The sequence below is a fragment of the Streptomyces monomycini genome (assembly GCF_022271435.1).
In the GTDB taxonomy this organism is placed as follows: domain Bacteria; phylum Actinomycetota; class Actinomycetes; order Streptomycetales; family Streptomycetaceae; genus Streptomyces; species Streptomyces monomycini.
The window spans coordinates 17,733-36,117 of the sequence record NZ_JAFIQY010000011.1 but is presented as its reverse complement, the minus strand read 5'-3'; the positions used below and the strand labels follow the sequence as shown (position 1 = coordinate 36,117).

The following is an 18,385-nucleotide window of genomic DNA, read 5'->3' as shown; positions in this document are numbered from 1 at the left end:
GTTGCAGTTGCCCGAAGTCCCGGAGTCTCCCGCCCCCGGCCCCGGCACCCGTCGCCCGGGCGGGCGCACCGCCCGCACCCGCACCGCCGTCCGCGACGCCGTGCTGGCCGGACTGGTCGAACACGGCTACCCCGGCCTCACCGTCGAGTACGTCGCGGAGCATTCAGGGGTGCACAAGACGACGCTCTACCGCCGCTGGGGCAGCCTCGAAGGGCTGCTGGCCGACGCGCTCGACCTGGCCGGCGAAGACAGCTGGACACCACCCGACACCGGGTCGCTGGAAGGCGATCTGCGGGCGCTCGCCCGCGAGGTGGTGGAGTCGTTCACCGACCCGTCCACATCGGTGTCCGGCTCCGCGATCATCGCGGCCGCTTTCCAGTCGCAGCGGGCCGCCGACGCGCTGAGCGCCTACTACGGGGAACGCTTCAAGCGCTGCGAGCCCCTGGTGCAACGCGCGGTCGAACGCGGCGAGCTGCCGGCCGCCCGAGAAGAAGGCATCGACGCCGGAGCGCTTTCGCGCGCCGCGTGCGCACCGCTCTTCTTCCGCCTCTTCATCACCCGCGAACCGGTCGACGAGCACACCGCCGACCAGGCTGCCGCAGCGGCCGTGGCAGCCGCGCAAGCCGGAATTTTCACCCCGCCGAGGGACGCGGCGCGCGCCGCGTCAGACAGCGGCGCCACCGCATCGGAAGAGAAGGACGCGACCACGTAGCCGTGAGCCGAGCGCCCGCACAGCCGGGAACCGACCGCCCGCGGCGAGGCTCGCGCCGGTGCTCGCCTCGCCGCGAGCAGAGGCACCCGTACCCCTGGAAGCAGGAATGCGCGCACCACCGCAAGCGGGGACGCGGTGCACGCACCACCGGAAGCGGGGATGCATGCACCCCCGGAAACAGGGCGCGCACACCTCCGGCGGCAGCAGTGCCGCTCACACCGTCCACGACGGTTCGAGATCGGCCACATCACCCGTCACGGCCCGCACGTCGGCCTCCGTCTGCGCGCGCAGGCCGAGCCGTTCCACCCGCTCCGGCCGGTACTTCCCCCGCTCGGCCGCCGACTCCCACATCGACAGGATCAGGAACTCCTCCCCCGGCGCGCGCCCCAGCAACCCGCGCAGCATCCCCGGGGAGCCCGCCATGGCCGGATTCCACACCTTCTCCTGCATCAGCATGAAGTGCTCGACCCGGTCGGCACGCACCTGGCAGTGCGCCATCCGCAGTACGTCGGCGTCGGCGAACACGGGCCGGAAGCCCACCTTCACGTCGAGTTCGTACTCGAACAGGCGGACCCGGGAGTCCTTGAAGGTGCCCACCTGGGACGCCGCCAGCCGGTCGTGCGAGCGCGCCATGAAGGAGTCGTAGAACGCCCTGCTCTCCCAGAAGGCGACCAGATGCGCGACCGACGGCCGGGTCCGGCTCCACCCGCCGCCCTGCCCACGGAAGCCCGGCTCACCGAGCAGCCCCGCCCATTTGCGCTGCCCTCTCTCGAACCCCCGGCGGTCCACGACCGTGCATCTAATCCACTTGACCAGCACCGCGCCATCGTACGGCCCAACGGGGCCCGGCATCACCGCGCGTCACGCTCCCCTCACCCCGAACTCCCCTACGGACGCGGGTCGATGGGAGTGATCACTCCGAGCCTCCGCTCCACGGCCTCGGCAGCCTCCAGGCACAGGTCCTCCCGGTAGGCGCGGCCGATGAGCTGCACGCCGTACGGAAGCCCCGCGACCACTCCGGTCGGCACGGCCACCGCCGGTACACCCACGAAGCTCGTGGCCGTGCACAGGCGCATCGCCCGCTGGACACGCGCGTGCCCCTCCAGGTCGCGCACCTCCAGCCCCGGCTCGAAGGGCGGTTCGGTGAAGACGGGCCCCAGCACCAGTGGATAGGTGTCCAGGAATTCGGCCCACGCCCGCTGGATGCCGAGCCGCTCGCCGGTCAGGCGGAGGTATTCCGGCACGTCCGTCGGCACGGCGTCCCGTGCCTCCATCGACATCTCGATGTACCGGTGCCCTTCCTTGCCCAGAAGGTTCCGCACCACGGGCCAGGTAGGGGCGAATTCGGCCAACGTCATACGGCCGTACACCTCCAGGGCTTCATCCAGACGCGGTACGTCCGGGACCTCGCACACCTCGTACCCGGCGTCGCGCAGCGCGTCAGCAGCGTCCTCGACCGCCTTGCGGACCGAGGGGTGCACCCCCGCGCCACCCGGGTCGGTGACCATCGCGATCTTCATCGGCCGCGGGATCTCCGCACCGTACAGAGGCACCGCCACGGCCCTCGGGTCCCGCGGATCGGTGCCGGCGAGCGCTTCGTACGCCAGGCGCAGGTCGCCGACCGTACGGGCCAGCGGCCCGTCGACCACCAGCGTCTGTGTGGCGAACGCCGGATCCTCCGCGCCCATCCGGTGGTCGGCGGGAAAACGCCCGTACGTGGGCTTCAGGCCCGCCACACCGCAGAAGGACGCCGGCATCCGCACCGAACCGCCGGAGTCGTTGCCCAGCCCGATCGCGGCCATGCCACTGGCCACGGCGGCCGCGTCGCCTCCGCTGGTCCCGCCCGGCGTGACACCGGACGCCCAGGGGTTGGCGGTGTCCCCGTACAGCTCACTGCGCGTGTGGACGCCCGCGAGAATGAGCGTGGGCATGTTGCTGTGCCCGATCGGGACGGCGCCCGCGGCGCGCAGCCGCGCCACCGGGGGCGCATCGGAGTGCGCGACGTGGTGGCGGAAGCGCTCCGCGCCGTACGTGGTCGGCACCCCTTCGATGCCGGTGGTCTCCTTGACCGTGAAAGGCACCCCGGCGAGCGGCCCCGGGTCCTCCCCCGTGGCGCGCCGCCGGTCCACCGCGGCCGCGGCCGCGCGTGCCCGGTCGGCGAGGAGCTGCGTGACGGCGTTGACGGCCGGGTTGACCTCGGCGATCCGTTCCAGGTGGCGTTCGATCACCTCGACGGCGGTGACGTCGCCGCTTCGTACGGCGGCCGCCTGGGCCCCGGCCGACAGTTCCCACAGAGCCTGGTGCGTTCCCACTTCGCGCTCCCTCGTCCTTGGGCGTCCGCGACGGACAGGCCGCCGCACACCCGTTCCGATGCAAGTGCATCACATCGTACCCTTGTCATCGATACACACGCATCGGATTACGGGAGCGCCCCATGCCCAAGCAGGTGGACCACGAGAGCCGCCGCCGGCAGATCGCCGAGGCCGTCTGCCTCCTCGCCGACGAGCACGGCCTGGAGGGCGTCACCCTCAGAGACGTGGCGGCGCGCGCCGACGTTTCCATGGGCGCGGTGCAGCGCTGCTTCCGCACCAAGGAGGAGATGCTGGTCTTCGCGCTCGGCCACATCGGAGCGCGGATCTCCGCCCGAGTGGCGGCGCGGCTCGCCGAGTCCCCCGCACAATCGGCCCGCACCGCACTCGGACACGCGACCACCGAGATCTCCCTGCTGCGCCCCGAGCACCGGGCCGAGGCGCGCGTCTGGCTCGCCTTCGTGGCCCAGGCCGCGGTCAGCCCCGCGCTCGCCGAGATCCTGCGCGGCAACTACACCGGCCTGCACGGCCTGTTCACGCGCCTCATCGCCGAGGCCACCGCGACACCCGACGCGGAGCGCGAGGCGCGCACCCTGCTCGCCCTGACCGACGGCCTGACCACCCACGTCCTGGTCGGCCACCTCGCCCCGGAGGCGGCGCTCGACGCACTGGACAGCCATTTGGCGCGGCTTTGGGGCGACATGGCCGCCTGACCGGCACTCCGTACTCACAGGCCGCGACCCGCGGCCCGCGGCCTACCGGTCCCGCCCGGCGTCAACTCGCCGCCTACGACGGCCATATCGCGGCGCGGCCACACAACGGCCCTGACCAGGGCCTCAACCGTCGCCCGCCCCGACGCGCGTACTCCGTACGGGTCACTGATGGAACTTCAGTCCTACTCAACACGTCGGAGTAGCAGTACGCGTACCAGTCCTGCCGACCGGACGGCGTCGCCCCGACCGCCGGGGCAGGGCTTGCGGAACGTGACACCATTGGTGGAGCGCCTCGCACAGCCCGGGAGTTGCAACACCGGAAGGGATCTCTGTGAGCAGCCTCAACAAAGGGATCGGCAAAGTCGAAGTGACCCTCAAGTGGGACCCCAGCCCCGCGGGCACTCCGGCCCACGACCTGGACCTCATCGCCGCGACCTACACCAAGGACGACCCGCGCGGGGCACCCGACTACCTCGTGCACTTCGACAGCCGCTCGCCCGACGGCACCATCATCCTCAGCCGTGACAGCCGCACCGGCCTGGGCTTCGGCACCGACGAGGCTCTGGTGCTGGAGCTGAACCGGTTGGCGGGCACCTACGCACGTGTGGTCGTCGGCGTGGCCATTCAGCAGCGTGGCGGACGCAAGACGTTCGGGGAAATAGCCAATACCGTCTTCCGCGTCAACGAGGGCTACGACGAACTGGCGGCGGGCGACTTCTCGGTGGTCGCCGGAGCCACCGCGGCGGTGATAGCGGAATTTGAACGGGACGAGTCGGACGAGTGGCGGTTCCACTCTTCCGTACGGGGCTTCGACACCGACCCGGAAACGTTCGTCACGGTCATGGGTGCCTGAAAAGCATGGGTGCCTGAATGCCATGAGTGCCTGAAAAACCGCACCCTCCGAGGCGTCGGTGAAAACGCCGTCGGAAGCCGGACAACCACCGGCATTCCACTGAATCCTGCGAGCGGCCCCGCGCGGTCCGTCCGGGGAGGCGACCCGCGCGGTCCGGGCACGAAGTCCGGGCACGAAGACGCGGGGTGGGGAACCGGAATTCCGGTTCCCCACCCCGCGTCAATCAGTCACCCGAGGGTGCCGGTGTCAGCTGCACCCACTGGTCGAGCCGCAGCCCTCGCACAGGTAGCAGCTGCCCGCGCGCTGCATCTTCGTGCCGCAGGAGAAGCACAGCGGAGCGTCGGCGTTGATGCCGAGCTGCATCTCCACCAGTTCCGCGTTGGTGTGCGCCTGCTTGGGGGCCGGGGCAGCGGTCTCCTCGACGACCTCGGCCGTCGAGGACGCCGCCGACTCCGGGCGGCGCGGCGCCGACTGGGCCAGGCTCTCGACGTCCAGCTCCTCCTCGTCGACCGGCTCGTACGAACCGGTCTCCAGGTGGCGCTGACGCTCCTCGACGGAGTGGATGCCGAGCGCGGAGCGGGTCTCGAAGGGCAGGAAGTCCAGCGCCAGGCGGCGGAAGATGTAGTCGACGATCGACTGCGCCATCCGCACGTCCGGGTCGTCCGTCATGCCGGCCGGCTCGAAGCGCATGTTGGTGAACTTCGAGACGTACGTCTCCAGCGGCACGCCGTACTGGAGGCCCACCGAGACGGCGATGGAGAAGGCGTCCATCATGCCCGCGAGGGTCGAGCCCTGCTTGGACATCTTCAGGAAGACCTCGCCCAGGCCGTCGTCCGGGTAGGAATTGGCGGTCATGTAGCCCTCGGCGCCGCCGACCGTGAAGGAGGTGGTGATCCCGGGGCGGCCCTTGGGCAGACGCTTGCGGACCGGACGGTACTCGACGACCTTCTCGGCCGGCTTCTCCTCGGCCTTCTTCTCCTCCTCCTTCTTCTTGGCGGAGAGCGGCTGGCCGACCTTGCAGTTGTCGCGGTAGATCGCCAGGGCCTTCAGGCCGAGCTTCCAGCCCTCGAAGTAGACCTCCTCGACCTCTTCGACGGTGGCCGACTCGGGGAGGTTGACGGTCTTGGAGATCGCGCCGGACAGGAACGGCTGGGCCGCCGCCATCATCCGTACGTGACCCATGGCCGAGATGGAGCGCTCGCCCATGGCGCAGTCGAAGACCTCGTAGTGCGCGGGGTCCAGGCCGGGGGCGTCGATCACATTGCCGTTGTCGGCGATGTGGGCGACGATCGCCTCGACCTGCTCCGGCTGGTAGCCGAGCCGCTTGAGCGCCTTGGGGACCGTGTTGTTCACGATCTGCATGGAGCCGCCGCCGACCAGCTTCTTGAACTTGACCAGGGCCAGGTCCGGCTCGACGCCCGTGGTGTCGCAGTCCATCATCAGGCCGATGGTGCCGGTGGGGGCCAGCACGGAGGCCTGCGCGTTGCGGAAGCCGTTCTTGTCGCCGAGGCGGATGACGTCCTGCCAGGCCTCGGTGGCCGCGGCCCAGACCGGGGTGTCCAGGTCGTCCATGCGCTTGGCGGTGCCGTTGGCGTCCGAGTGCTGCTTCATGACGCGCTTGTGGGCGTCGGCGTTGCGGGCGTAACCGTCGTACGGGCCGACGACCGCGGCCAGCTCGGCGGAGCGCTTGTAGGAGGTGCCGGTCATCAGCGAGGTGATGGCACCGGCCAGGGCGCGGCCGCCGTCCGAGTCGTACGCGTGACCGGTGGCCATCAGCAGGGCGCCGAGGTTGGCGTAGCCGATGCCCAGCTGGCGGAAGGCGCGGGTGGTCTCACCGATCTTCTCGGTGGGGAAGTCCGCGAAGCAGATGGAGATGTCCATCGCGGTGATGACCAGCTCGACGACCTTCGCGAAGCGCTCGGCGTCGAACGACTGGTTGCCCTTGTCGTCGTCGCGCAGGAACTTCATCAGGTTCAGCGAGGCCAGGTTGCACGAGGAGTTGTCCAGGTGCATGTACTCGCTGCACGGGTTCGAGGCGGTGATCCGGCCCGACTCCGGCGAGGTGTGCCAGTGGTTGATCGTGTCGTCGTACTGGATGCCGGGGTCGGCGCACGCCCAGGCCGCCTCCGCCATCTTGCGGAACAGGCCCTTGGCGTCGATCTCCTCGATGACCTCGCCGTTCATCCGGCCGCGCAGGCCGAACTTCGAGCCGGTCTCGACAGCCTTCATGAACTCGTCGTTCACGCGGACCGAGTTGTTGGCGTTCTGGTACTGGACGGACGTGATGTCGTCGCCGCCCAGGTCCATGTCGAAGCCCGCGTCGCGCAGGGCACGGACCTTCTCCTCCTCCTTCACCTTGGTGTCGATGAAGGCCTCGACGTCCGGGTGGTCCACGTCCAGGACGACCATCTTGGCCGCGCGGCGGGTGGCGCCGCCCGACTTGATCGTTCCGGCGGACGCGTCGGCGCCGCGCATGAAGGAGACCGGACCCGAGGCGTTGCCGCCGGAGGACAGCAGCTCCTTGGAGGAACGGATGCGGGAGAGGTTCAGGCCGGCACCGGAGCCGCCCTTGAAGATCATCCCCTCTTCCTTGTACCAGTCCAGGATCGAGTCCATGGAGTCGTCGACGGAGAGGATGAAGCACGCGCTGACCTGCTGCGGCTGCTTCGTGCCGACGTTGAACCACACCGGGGAGTTGAAGCTGAAGACCTGGTGGAGCAGGGCGTACGCCAGCTCGTGCTCGAAGATCTCGGCGTCCGCCGGGGAGGCGAAGTATCCGTTCTCCTCGCCGGCCTTCGTGTACGTCTTGACGACCCGGTCGATGAGCTGCTTCAGGCTCGACTCCCGGGTGTCGGAGCCCACCGCGCCGCGGAAGTACTTGCTCGTGACGATGTTGACCGCGTTCACCGACCAGAACTCGGGGAACTCGACGCCACGCTGCTCGAAGTTGATCGAGCCGTCGCGCCAGTTGGTCATGACGACGTCACGGCGCTCCCACGCCACCTCGTCGTACGGATGCACGCCGGGAGTGGTGTGGATGCGCTCGATACGCAGACCCTTGCTCGCCTTGCTGCCCTTGGCGCGGGAGCCTCGTGCCGGGCCGCTCGTCGTCTCTGTCATTCCGCCTCCCTGTACGGGCAAACGCCCATATGTGCGCACTTGTTCCGTGGCACGGTGTGTGTCTGTCTGGCACCAGAGCGCTTGCATTTGCCCTGGTCAGGTCTGTGATGTGCCGATCTCAGTCGGCGGCGGTGGCGGGCACCGGGACCGCCGGCTGCCCGGCGCCCCCTTCGCATCCGCACTCCCGCGCGGGCGGGCCCTGCTCGCTCTGCTCCCGCAGCTCGGCGATGGCCGCCTCGAAGTCTTCCAACGAGTCGAAGGCCCGGTAGACGCTCGCGAAGCGCAGAAACGCGACGAGGTCGAGTTCCTGCAGCGGGCCCAGTATGGCCAGCCCGACGTCGTGGGTGGACAGCTCGGCGCTGCCGGTGGCGCGCACGGCCTCCTCGACCCGCTGCCCCAGCTTGGCGAGGGCGTCCTCGGTGACCGGCCGGCCCTGGCACGCCTTGCGCACCCCGGCGATCACCTTGTTGCGGCTGAAGGGCTCGGTCACGCCGCTCCGCTTGATCACCATCAGGGACGCCGTCTCGATGGTCGTGAAGCGGCGGGAGCAGTCCGGGCACTGGCGGCGCCGGCGGATCGAAGTGCCGTCGTCGGTGGTGCGGCTGTCGACCACCCGGCTGTCGGGGTGCCTGCAGAAGGGGCAATGCATGAACTCACCCTCCTCACCCTCGAAAATTACGGTCGTACGCCCATGGTCCCGGCGTACGGCTGATGACCTCCGGGCCGCCCTCACGGGCCCCTCGGAGCGACCCCAAGCATAGGCGATCCCCGGAGCCCCGAAAGACACCACCACCACAACTTCTAGGTGGCTGTAGTCATCAAAGCACTACATGTGGTGTCGGGAGGTCATCCGCGTCCCCAGCGTGTCGTGGCGGGGCGGGCCGTCGGGGGCCACTCGCGGGGCCGCCGACGAGGGTACGGGACAGGACCCGGGGGCGGGCCCGGCGGGGCGGGGATGACAGAATCGGCACGTCGCGGCGCCCGGAGCGTACCCGGCGGGACGGCTCACCCTCCCGGCCGTCAGCTCGGGGCGAAGAGTACCGCAATGACCCGAATTGCCTTTCGGCTATACACCTAAGCCCGTGATCAGGTCAGCTAATCCGGAAATTTTCACTCGAACGTGTGTTTGGCGCAACCTTTCGAAAGCAACTACCGTTGGCTAACTAGGGAGCACATTCCGAGAGGGGCCGACGTGACCACCACCGCAGACAGCGCCACCATCACCGCCCAGAGCCACTCCCAGAGCCGATTCGATCCGACCCGGAAACCGCCGATGGACGACGCCATGAATCCCGAGGGGCAGAAGCCAGCCCGCTCACTGCCCGGCCGTCCTCCAGGCATCCGCGCCGACAGTTCGGGACTCACCGACCGGCAGCGCAGGGTCATCGAGGTCATCCGGGATTCCGTCCAGCGCCGCGGCTACCCGCCGTCCATGCGCGAGATCGGCCAGGCGGTCGGGCTGTCCAGCACCTCGTCCGTCGCCCACCAGCTCATGGCTCTGGAGCGCAAGGGTTTCCTGCGCCGTGACCCGCACCGCCCCCGGGCGTACGAGGTCCGCGGCTCCGACCAGCCGAGCAGCGCGCCCACCGACACGGCCGGCAAGCCCGCCGCGTCCTACGTCCCGCTCGTCGGCCGGATCGCCGCGGGCGGTCCCATCCTCGCCGAGGAGTCGGTCGAGGACGTCTTCCCGCTGCCCCGGCAGCTGGTCGGCGACGGCGAGCTGTTCGTCCTGAAGGTCGTCGGTGACTCGATGATCGAGGCCGCGATCTGCGACGGCGACTGGGTCACGGTGCGTCGCCAGCCCGTGGCGGAGAACGGCGACATCGTCGCCGCCATGCTGGACGGCGAGGCCACGGTCAAACGCTTCAAGCGCGAGGACGGCCACGTCTGGCTGCTCCCGCACAACGCCGCGTACCAGCCCATCCCCGGTGACGAGGCCACGATCCTCGGCAAGGTGGTGGCGGTGCTGCGGCGGGTCTGACCCCTTCCCTCGACCGAGCCCCGGGACCACTGCGCCGGTCCCGGGGCTCTGTTTTGCGCCTAAACCGGCGCCGCTTTCGCGGAGAGGGCTGGGCGTCGTGGGGGTTGCTCAATTGATGGTGGGGGTTACTGCGGGGTGGGACGGGGGCCGGGCTTGATAGAGCTGCTGTTGGCGAGTTGCCTGAAGGTTCAGGCGTCGGGGCTCGGGGCGGAGGGAGAGCTGGGTGGGCTGGGTGGGGCTGCGGGGGATCGACGGGGTGTGGGCGGGTGCCCGTTCCGTCGAGGCTTGCTTAATGAGACCGGAGTCCGGGCGGCGGGGGGTGCTGGTGGGCGATGCGGCGGACATCGCGGAGCTGGCCGGTCTGCTGGAAGTCGTCCCGACGAACTCCGCCTTTGTTTGCATGTGCACCGGCGACGTGCGCTTCACCGTCCGCGGGGAGATGGGCAAGATCCTCGGCGAGCTGACCCACCACCTCGGCGGAGGAGTGGAATGGCACCGCTGGGGCGGCGAACGCCCCCTGCTCCGTCCACACGGGCTGACGCGGTGGCTGGCCGAACGCGGAGTGGCCGACGTATCCCCGGCGCGGATCCCGTGAGGAGCTGCGCCGGGGGCTGAGGGCGGCGGCTGGAGGCGCCTGTGATGCCGCTATGCCTCTCGGGGGAGCCGGGTGGAGGGTGAGGTTCCGTTTGGCGGCCGCAGGGCCGGTCACGCCTCTTCCGCGGCTTTGGCTGCCGCGTCGATGGCGGCCAGGGAGCGGCGGACCTGGTTGCGGTCGGTGGTGTACCAGAACTCGGGCATGGACCGGCGCAGGAACGAGCCGTAGCGGGCACGCTCGACGCGCGGGTCCAGCACGGCGACGACGCCGCGGTCGCCCGTGGCGCGTACGAGACGGCCTGCTCCCTGGGCCATGAGCAGGGCGGCGTGGGTCGCCGCGACCGCCATGAAACCGTTGCCTCCGGCCTCCTCCACGGCCTTCTGCCGGGCGCTCATCAGGGGATCGTCGGGGCGCGGGAACGGCACCCGGTCCATGACGACCAGCTGGCAGTTCGGGCCCGGCACGTCTACGCCCTGCCACAGGGAAAGCGTGCCGAACAAACACGTACGGGCGTCCGCGGCGAAGTTGCGGATCAGTTCGCCCAAGGTCTCCTCGCCCTGGAGGAGGATCGGCATGTCCAGCCGTCCACGGAGGTTCTCGGCGGCGGCCTGGGCCGCGCGCATGGAGGAGAACAGGCCGAGCGTCCGGCCGCCGGCCGCCTCGATCAGTTCGGCCAGCTCGTCGAGCATGTCCGTACGGCTGCCCTCGCGGCCCGGCTGGGCCAGGTGCTTGGCGACGTACAGGATGCCCTGCTTGCCGTAGTCGAACGGCGAGCCGACGTCCAGGCCCTTCCACTGCGGGACGTCCTCACCCTCCGTGCCCTCCGGTGCCAGGCCCAGGGAGGCGCCGACGCCGTTGAAGTCCCCGCCCAGCTTCAGGGTGGCTGACGTGAGCACGACGGAGCGGTCGGCGAAGAGCTTCTCGCGCAGCAGGCCGGAGACCGACAGGGGCGCGACGCGCAGCGAGGCGCCGAAGCGGTCGTGGCGCTCGTACCAGACGACGTCGTACTCGGAACCGTTGGCGATCCGCTCGGCGACCGCGTGGACGTTCTCGACGGAGGCGAGGGCCTGCTTGCGCACGGCGTCCTCGTCCTGGACGGACTTGTCGCGGGTCGAGCCGAGGGCCGAGATCACCGTACGGGACGCGTCCCGCAGCGCCATCAGGCAGTACCCGAGATCCTCGGGGATCTCCTCCAGGCGGCCGGGCAGGGCCAGCTCCATCAGGCGCTCGAACGTCTCCGAAGCGGTCTGGAGCTGGTCGGCGGCCTTCTCGTTGACCAGCTTCGCCGCGCGCTTGACGGCCCGGTTGACCTGGCCGGGGGTGAGTTCCCCGGTGGCCACGCCGGTGACCCGGGAGACCAGCTCGTGGGCCTCGTCGACGATCAGTACGTCGTGCTGGGGCAGCACCGGGGCGCCTTCGATGGCGTCGATGGCCAGCAGGGCGTGGTTGGTGACGATCACGTCGGCGAGCTTGGCGCGCTCGCGGGCCGCCTCGGCGAAGCACTCCGCGCCGTACGCGCACTTCGAGGCGCCCAGGCACTCCCGGGAGGAGACCGACACCTGTCCCCAGGCGCGGTCGGAGACACCGGGGGTGAGATCGTCGCGGTCGCCGGTCTCGGTCTCGTCAGCCCAGTCGCGCAGCCGCAGCAGGTCCTTGCCCAGCTTGCTGGTGGGCGTCGCGTGCTCGAAGGGGTCGAAGAGGCCCTCTTCCTCCTCCTGCGGGACGCCCTCGTGCAGACGGTGCAGGCAGACATAGTTGGAGCGGCCCTTGAGCATGGCGAACTGCGGACGGCGGCGCAGCTGCGGATGCAGGGCCTCGACCGTGCGCGGCAGGTCGCGCTCGACCAGCTGGCGCTGGAGCGCGAGGGTGGCTGTGGCCACCACCACACGGTCGCCGTGGGCCAGCGCCGGCACCAGGTAGCCGAGCGACTTCCCGGTGCCGGTGCCGGCCTGTACGAGCAGGTGGGAGCTGTCTTCGACCGCTTCGGCGACGGCTTCGGCCATGGCGACCTGGCCGGGGCGCTCGGTGCCGCCGACAGCGGTGACGGCGGCGTGCAGCAGATCGGGGAGGGAGGGCTTCGTCATAGCGTTGCCACCCTACGCGGGCCCACTGACAGTCTGCTCGGTCACGGGTGGTGGAGGGGGTTCGGCACGGTGCCGTGGACGGCGGCGTGCGGGCGCTGGGCACGGTCGCGGTATCCGTCGAGGTGGAGCCGGTTGCGGTTCAGGCAGAGCCGGGCGATCCGGGGCGTGAGCAGGTCGAAGGTCTCGTGGCGTTTCTTCAGGTGCGGGAAGCGTCCCTGGTGGCGCAGGATCTCCGCCCGCACGAGGGACCAGAACTCGGCTTCCGGGACCGCGAGTTGCTCCTCGCAGAGCGGGGCCAGGTAGCGGAAGACCCCGACGAAGAGACCGGAATGGATGAACTGGGTGAGGAAGTCCGGCGCTTCGGTGAGCAGGACCGCGCGGACGTCGGCGGGCATCGTGGCGTGCTCCGGCAGCGGCTCCGCGCTGGTGTTGACGTCGTCGACGAAGTCCTTGACCGCGAGGCGGGTGGGGACGTCCTGCTGGTCGAAGACGACGATGGCGTTCTCGCCGTGCGGGGAGAAGACCGTGCCGTACTGGTAGAGGAAGTGCAGCAGGGGCGGCAGCAGGGCGGCGAAGAGGTGGCGCAGCCAGACGCGGGGCGCCAGGCCGGAACGGTGCACCAGCTCGGCGGTTAAAGCCCGCCCGTGCGGGTCGGTCTGCAGGAGCGCGGCCAGGGTCCGGGCCCGCTCCCCCGGGTCCAGACAGCGGCTGATCGGCTCCCGCCAGATGCAGCCCAGCAGTTCCTTGTACTGGTACGGGACGCCGGGTAGCCGGTCGTACAGGGGGTGTTCGACGGTGACGGACGCGATCTCGCCGAGCAGGATCACCCGGGTCTCGTCGCGCAGGTACGGGTCGGCGTCGCGCAGGCCGTGGACCCAGGCGGTGACGGCGGGGGCGGCGATGGTGCGTTCGGTCGGCAGGCCGCGCCAGACCAGGGTGTTGAGGACGGAGAGCGGGAGCTTGACCGTACGGGCCCTGGGGCGGCTGGTGTTGAGGAAGGTGCGGATGGACTGCTGGGGCAGTCGCAGGTCGTTGTCAGTGGTGAGTGGGACGATGGATTTGTCGGCGAGTTGGGGGGCGAAGAGGGGCGCGACGGTCTCGTCCCACTGCCAGGGGTGGACGGGGAGGTAGAGGTAGTCGGCGGGGTCGAGGCCCTGCGAGGAGAGGGTGCGGGCGAAGGCGGCACGAACGGCGGGGGTGAGTTCATCGGCGTAGAGACGATCAGGGGTGGCCAGGGCCGGCACACCCCGGTAGACGGCCAGCCGGCGGTGTGCGGCGATCCAGGGCAGCCGCTGCGGGGTGCGGGCCTCGGGTGACCACACGGCGGCGTCGGTCGCCGAGAAGCCCAGCCGCCCCTTGTTGGCGACGAGCCAGGGGTGGCCGGTCTGGTGGCCTTCCAGGGCGGCGTAGTCGAGGTCGGCGAGTTCCGCCGCGCTGAGGGCCGTGGCGTCCAGGCGCGTGTCGGCGGCGAGCGTGGCGGTCAGCTCGCGGATGAGGTGGCCGGTCGTGTCGCCGGACAGGCTCAGGACGTTGTCGTGGGCGTGGAAGAGGAAGTGAAGGGGGTCGCCTGTGGGGGTGATGGAGTCGGGGTCGATACGCCAGTGCCCGTACGCGCCGCGCCGGGCCCGGAAGCGGTAAGTGACGTCGTCACTCAGCCGCAGCCGGTAGGAGCGGGAGCCGTCGGTGGTGGGCTCGGGAGTGGCGCCGGCGTGCGGGGCGTGATGCGGGGCGCTGCCGGCGGTACGGCCGGGGGGACTGCCCGTGGTGCTGCCGGGGGTGCTGTCGGAGGTGCCGCCGGGGGCGCCGTGTCCGTCGCGCCAGCCGGGGACGGAGGCGATGCTCGGGTCGGGTTCCGGGGTGATGATCTCCTCGTAGGCGAACTCCGCCAGGATCTTGGCGAGCAGCCGGCGAGCGGCTCTCTGCCATGCACGGTGGCTGTCCGCCTCGTCGCCGGGCGGTTCGCCCCCTGGGGCTTCGGACGTGGTGGAAGCTCCGGGGGTGGGGAAGGCGTGGCCGGTGGCCGTGGGCGCGACGGTCGTGGGGTCGGCGGCGCTCGGGGGGCTGGAGGCGGGTGCGGGGGCGGGCTCGGGTACGGAGGCGGGGGCGGAAAGGGGATCGGAGGCGGAGACGGGATCGGGGGCGGAAACGGGGTCGGGGGTGACCTCGGGATCGGGAGTGAAGTCGGGATCGGGGAGGGAGTCAGGGTCGGGGTCGCCTACTCCGGGGCGGCTGTGGTGGCTGCCGCCGGGAGCGGTGACCTCGGGGCCTTCGCCGCCGGGGTGGCGGGGGCCCGCGCTGTCGCCGCCGGAGTCGCCGGCACCGGAAGCGGGGCTATGGAGGGGTTCGGAAGAAGGACGCAAGGCGGGACTCCTGGGGACGAGACCTGAGCGACACGGACAGTGCGCGGAGAAGTGGGGTCAGGTGTGGAGACGCGGGCAGTGCGAAAGGTGCGGGCGGAGGGGACGGAGCGGGCGAGGGGCGGAGGCGGCGGGTTGGAGGGCAGGCAGCTGGAGGCCGAGAGGCGGCACGTGGGCAGGCGGGAACCGCCGGCGGGGGAACGTCGGCGGCGGGCGCGTGGGGCGGGGGCGGTCATAGGAGGTGGCGGTGGACACGGTCGCGGACCATGAGGGCCGCGCGTTTGTCGGGCAGGTCGATCTCGTCGCCGTAGCGGAATCCGGCGCCGAGGAAGGCGGCGACGGACGGGACATTGCGCAGGTCGGGCTCGGCGACGACCCGGCCGCACCGCGGGCGGTGGTCCAGTACGAGATCGGCGGCGGCCCGCAGCAGCGTGGTCCCGATGCCGCGGCCCCGGTCGGCGACGCCCCCGATCAGCAGGTGCAGCCCCGTGTCGTGCGGACGGGCCGGGTAGTGGCGGGCGATCGGGTCCAGGTCGGCGCGGTAGACCTCCCAGTAGCTCATGGGGACACCGCTGAGTACGCCGAGGCAGGGCACGCTGCGTCCGTCACCGTCGAGCTGGGCGCGCAGGTGGGCGGCGGTGATCGTCTGGGGCCCGGCCAGTTCCCAGAACGCCGCGACGGCGGGGTCGTTCATCCAGGCGGAGATCAGCGGCAGATCGCGTTCGAGGCGTACCGGTACGAGTTGGAACGGCCCGGCGACGGTGGCCGCCGGCCCCCAGTCGGCGACGTGGTCGAGCAGGACTCCGCGGCCCGGGCTGTCGGCCGGGCCGGTGGGGGCGGAGAGGGGCGCTTCGCTGAAGAGCGCCGTGATGTCGGGCGGCAGGTGCAGGTCGAGGGTGTCGTCGAGCGCGTCGTCCGGAGAGGTTTCGAGGGGGTGGTCGAAGGCTTCTTCGGATCCTGGATCGATGCCGGATTCGGTGGGGGGCACGGTGGCGCTCTCTCCTTTCCGGGCCTCCTCACGAGGTCACGGGGTGGGCGGACGGGGAGTCGGGGAATGGGCGGGACTGAGGGGTGGGGAGGGTGGAGGGCCCGGTACAGCCGTGCGCCGGGCCGGGGACGGGTGGAGCAGGGGCTGAAGGCGGGCCCGGGGTTCGGTCAGGACGGGGGCTGGGACAGGTGTCGGGAGCGGGACAGGGCCGGGACCGGACGGGGGTCAGGGGTGCAGGGGGTTGGGGATGGTGACGTAGACGGACTGGGTGTCGACGGGGCCGACGAGTTCGTCGAGGCCGCGCAGCCGGGTCAGCAGGTTGGCCTTGCAGCGCAGGGTGCGGGCTTCCAGGAGCCGGCCGGGCAGCGGCGAACGGTGTTCCGCCGGCCCGGTGGCGGCGTCGGTGAGGAACCGCCGGAAGGCCGCGAGGAGCACCTTCTCGGCGGCCAGGCGCTGGGAGCCGAAAGCGCCGATGAGGCCGAGGACGTTGTTGATGCCGAGGTAGTAGGCGAAGCGTTCGTCGGTGACCTCGTCGGTGACGAAGGTGTCGCTGGTGGAGCCGATGCCGGGCAGTCGCCGTTCCAGCTCCGTACGGCGCGACTCGCGGAAGTAGTAGCCCTGGTTGTCCCGGTAGCGGCCGCCGGCGGGCCAGCCGTCCCGGTCCAGCAGCACCAGGGTGTTCTGCTGGTGTGCTTCGAGCGCGACGCCCGCGGTGCCGTCGAGCCAGAGGACGGGCCGTACCACCGCTTCGAGGTAGCGCAGGAACCACTCGGTGGCGACGGCGCCCGCGGGCCGCCCGGTGCGGGCGGTGAGCCTGCCGATGACGTCGGCCAGACGGGAACGCAGGCCGGTGCGGCCGGGCCAGGGGCGGGGCGAGGTGAGCGCGGCGATGCAGACGGCGTCGTCGGCGGCGTCGAAGGGGTTGTGCCGGACGACCACGTCCAGGCCGTGCACCGGCTCGCCGCCGGCTCCGGTGACACCGAACCAGGCCGGGTCGCGGACGATGTCGAAGCCCGGGGGGCCGGGGAAGGCCGCCCGCCACTGTGCGGCCAGGCCGGTGCGCAGCAGCCGGTGCACCTCGACGCCGCGTTCCAGTTCCTTGCGGAGGTTGTCACGGCGGGAGTTGGTGATGCGCACGCCCAGGGAGAGCTTGAGCATGGCGTCGCGGCCGGGCCGGAAGACGGTGCGTACGGAGGAGGTGGGGTGCCAGGCGGGGCCGCCGGGGCCCAGGTCGTGGAGGTGGCCCGTCTCGTACATCTCGGCGATGTCCGGGCGGTGGCCGAGCTGGTGTGCCTGCCACGGGTGCATCGGCAGCGGCAGGGTGCCGGCGGGCGCCTGGGGTGCTCCTTCGGCGAGCCGGGCGGCCAGCTGTTCAGCGGGGACGGTCCGGCCGCGCTCGGTCCAGGCCGAGGCCGCGGCGAACACGTCCTGGTGGACGGCCGTCCAGTGCAGGCGGAACGCGCCGCGCAGTTCCGGGGAGTAGGCGCGTGTCTCCGCGTCGGTCAGGCCCTCCCGGCTCTTGGGGGTCGGGTGCATGGGGTGGCCGAGGAGCAGGGCCTGTTCGGCGGCGAGGAAGCGGGAGGTGTCGAGGTCGTCGGCCGGGGCGGCGCGCCGGTCGGCGAGGAACACCGCGGTGTGCCGTACGGAGTCGGCGACGCGGCCGACCAGGTCGGCGCTCTCGCTGTCCGGTGTTCCGCCGGGGTGACCGGGGGCGGTTCGGTGGGGGGTGGTCCGCCGCGGGGAGGGCAACGGGGTGGGCAGCGAGGCGGTGCCGGTGTCGTCCGTACTGGTCAGGGCGCGGGTGACGGTGTCCGTACTGGCGGGGCCGCTGCTGACGCTGTCCGTACTGGCGGGGGCACTGCTGCCCCTGTCCGTACTGGCGGGGGCACTGCTGCCCCTGTCCGTACTGGCGGGGGCACTGCTGCCCCTGTCCGTACTGCCGGGAGCGCTGTCGGTGCTGTCGCCTGCGCCCCCGCGTACGGCCTCGCGGCGCAGCAGGGCGGCGAGGGTCACGGCGTCCAGGGGCGCGGCGTCGGCGGGTGTGCCTTCCAAGGTGGGTGCGCCGAGACGGTGCCAGCCGGTCTCCGACCAGTACAGGACGGGTACGTGCAGAATTGCCGCGCTGGCGTCGAGAGGGAGGCGCAGCCGGTTGCCGGCCGGGCGGGGCGTACCGCTCTCACGGATCCAGCAGCGGAGCAGGCTCTCGGCACCGGCGGCGTCGGCGGCGACGGCCGGGTCCTGATGTTCCAGCCGGTCCTGTGCGGGGGCTCGCACCGGGTCGGTGCCCTCGGGCGCGGGACCGTCGTGTGCGGGGCTCTGACGGGCGGCGTTCTCATGGGCGCCCCCGGCCGGGGGCTCGGCGTCGATCTCGGTGTCGGTCTCGTCGTCCCCGTACACCGTGACGACCCGGGTGGCGCCGAGTCCGTGGCAGTCCTCGAGGCCGTGCCGCTCGTGGTGTCCGAGCCGTACGGCACAGCCGGTGTGGCCGCCGTGCTCGCCGTTCTCGCCGCTGTCGTGGGCGCCGGCGCGCCGGTTCTGCCGCGGCACGGCCGGTTCCCGCAGCCGGGCCAGGGGTTCACGGGGCAGACGTCGCTCGTCGGCCGGAGTCCCGTCGGGGCCGGGGCGTTCGTTCATCGGGGTGTGCCTCGCAGGGTCGGCGCGGTCGACGCGGTC

The 18,385-nt window shown here is 71.4% G+C and carries 13 protein-coding genes; 5 read left to right on the top strand and 8 right to left on the bottom strand.

Annotated features, from left to right (window positions below):
- The first annotated feature begins 7 nt into the window (after nucleotides 1-7).
- On the top strand, nucleotides 8-712 hold the full coding sequence (locus tag JXZ78_RS15550) for a TetR/AcrR family transcriptional regulator (protein ID WP_033037907.1): 705 nt from the start codon (nucleotides 8-10) through the stop codon (nucleotides 710-712).
- 213 nt (nucleotides 713-925) lie between these two features.
- Here the strand turns inward: JXZ78_RS15550 and JXZ78_RS15545 are convergent, their stop codons facing one another.
- On the bottom strand, nucleotides 926-1,531 hold the full coding sequence (locus JXZ78_RS15545; RefSeq protein WP_030020369.1) for a YdbC family protein: 606 nt from the start codon (nucleotides 1,529-1,531) through the stop codon (nucleotides 926-928).
- 68 nt (nucleotides 1,532-1,599) lie between these two features.
- Entirely contained in the window at nucleotides 1,600-3,024 is a 1,425-nt protein-coding gene (locus tag JXZ78_RS15540; RefSeq protein WP_030020368.1) for an amidase, read from the bottom strand.
- Between the two features lie 122 nt (nucleotides 3,025-3,146).
- On the opposite strand from JXZ78_RS15540, the gene JXZ78_RS15535 reads away from it, so the two are divergent.
- On the top strand, nucleotides 3,147-3,734 hold the full coding sequence (locus JXZ78_RS15535; RefSeq protein WP_030020367.1) for a TetR/AcrR family transcriptional regulator: 588 nt from the start codon (nucleotides 3,147-3,149) through the stop codon (nucleotides 3,732-3,734).
- A gap of 331 nt (nucleotides 3,735-4,065) precedes the next feature.
- Nucleotides 4,066-4,587: a TerD family protein gene (locus tag JXZ78_RS15530; protein WP_030020366.1), complete on the top strand. Its 522-nt coding sequence runs from the start codon at nucleotides 4,066-4,068 to the stop codon at nucleotides 4,585-4,587.
- Between the two features lie 246 nt (nucleotides 4,588-4,833).
- Here JXZ78_RS15530 and JXZ78_RS15525 read toward each other — a convergent pair whose 3' ends face one another.
- Both JXZ78_RS15525 and nrdR read right to left on the bottom strand, forming a co-directional pair.
- Nucleotides 4,834-7,707 carry a vitamin B12-dependent ribonucleotide reductase gene (locus JXZ78_RS15525; RefSeq protein ID WP_030020365.1) on the bottom strand — a complete coding sequence of 958 codons (2,874 nt, stop codon included), beginning with the start codon at nucleotides 7,705-7,707 and terminating at the stop codon, nucleotides 4,834-4,836.
- 118 nt (nucleotides 7,708-7,825) lie between these two features.
- The gene (gene nrdR, locus JXZ78_RS15520) at nucleotides 7,826-8,356 is read right to left on the bottom strand and encodes a transcriptional regulator NrdR (protein WP_030020364.1); all 531 of its coding nucleotides are present in this window, start codon (nucleotides 8,354-8,356) and stop codon (nucleotides 7,826-7,828) included.
- A gap of 543 nt (nucleotides 8,357-8,899) precedes the next feature.
- On the opposite strand from nrdR, the gene lexA reads away from it, so the two are divergent.
- Both lexA and JXZ78_RS15510 read left to right on the top strand, forming a co-directional pair.
- Nucleotides 8,900-9,688, top strand: coding sequence for a transcriptional repressor LexA (gene lexA, locus JXZ78_RS15515; RefSeq protein WP_030020363.1), 789 nt, complete (start codon nucleotides 8,900-8,902; stop codon nucleotides 9,686-9,688).
- A 292-nt stretch (nucleotides 9,689-9,980) separates the two neighbouring features.
- The gene (locus tag JXZ78_RS15510; protein ID WP_157851598.1) at nucleotides 9,981-10,283 is read left to right on the top strand and encodes a hypothetical protein; all 303 of its coding nucleotides are present in this window, start codon (nucleotides 9,981-9,983) and stop codon (nucleotides 10,281-10,283) included.
- A 110-nt stretch (nucleotides 10,284-10,393) separates the two neighbouring features.
- Here JXZ78_RS15510 and JXZ78_RS15505 read toward each other — a convergent pair whose 3' ends face one another.
- From JXZ78_RS15505 to JXZ78_RS15490, 4 genes are all read right to left on the bottom strand, one after another.
- Complete coding sequence (locus JXZ78_RS15505; RefSeq protein ID WP_030020361.1) at nucleotides 10,394-12,367, bottom strand: ATP-dependent DNA helicase; 1,974 nt, start codon at nucleotides 12,365-12,367, stop codon at nucleotides 10,394-10,396.
- 41 nt (nucleotides 12,368-12,408) lie between these two features.
- A complete protein-coding gene (locus JXZ78_RS15500) occupies nucleotides 12,409-14,271 on the bottom strand; it encodes an IucA/IucC family protein (RefSeq protein WP_050502512.1) in 1,863 nt (620 codons plus the stop codon).
- A 685-nt stretch (nucleotides 14,272-14,956) separates the two neighbouring features.
- Nucleotides 14,957-15,712: a GNAT family N-acetyltransferase gene (locus tag JXZ78_RS15495; RefSeq protein WP_030020359.1), complete on the bottom strand. Its 756-nt coding sequence runs from the start codon at nucleotides 15,710-15,712 to the stop codon at nucleotides 14,957-14,959.
- Nucleotides 15,713-15,937: 225 nt separating this feature from the next.
- The gene (locus JXZ78_RS15490) at nucleotides 15,938-18,346 is read right to left on the bottom strand and encodes an IucA/IucC family protein (protein WP_238783133.1); all 2,409 of its coding nucleotides are present in this window, start codon (nucleotides 18,344-18,346) and stop codon (nucleotides 15,938-15,940) included.
- Between the last annotated feature and the right edge of the window lie 39 nt (nucleotides 18,347-18,385).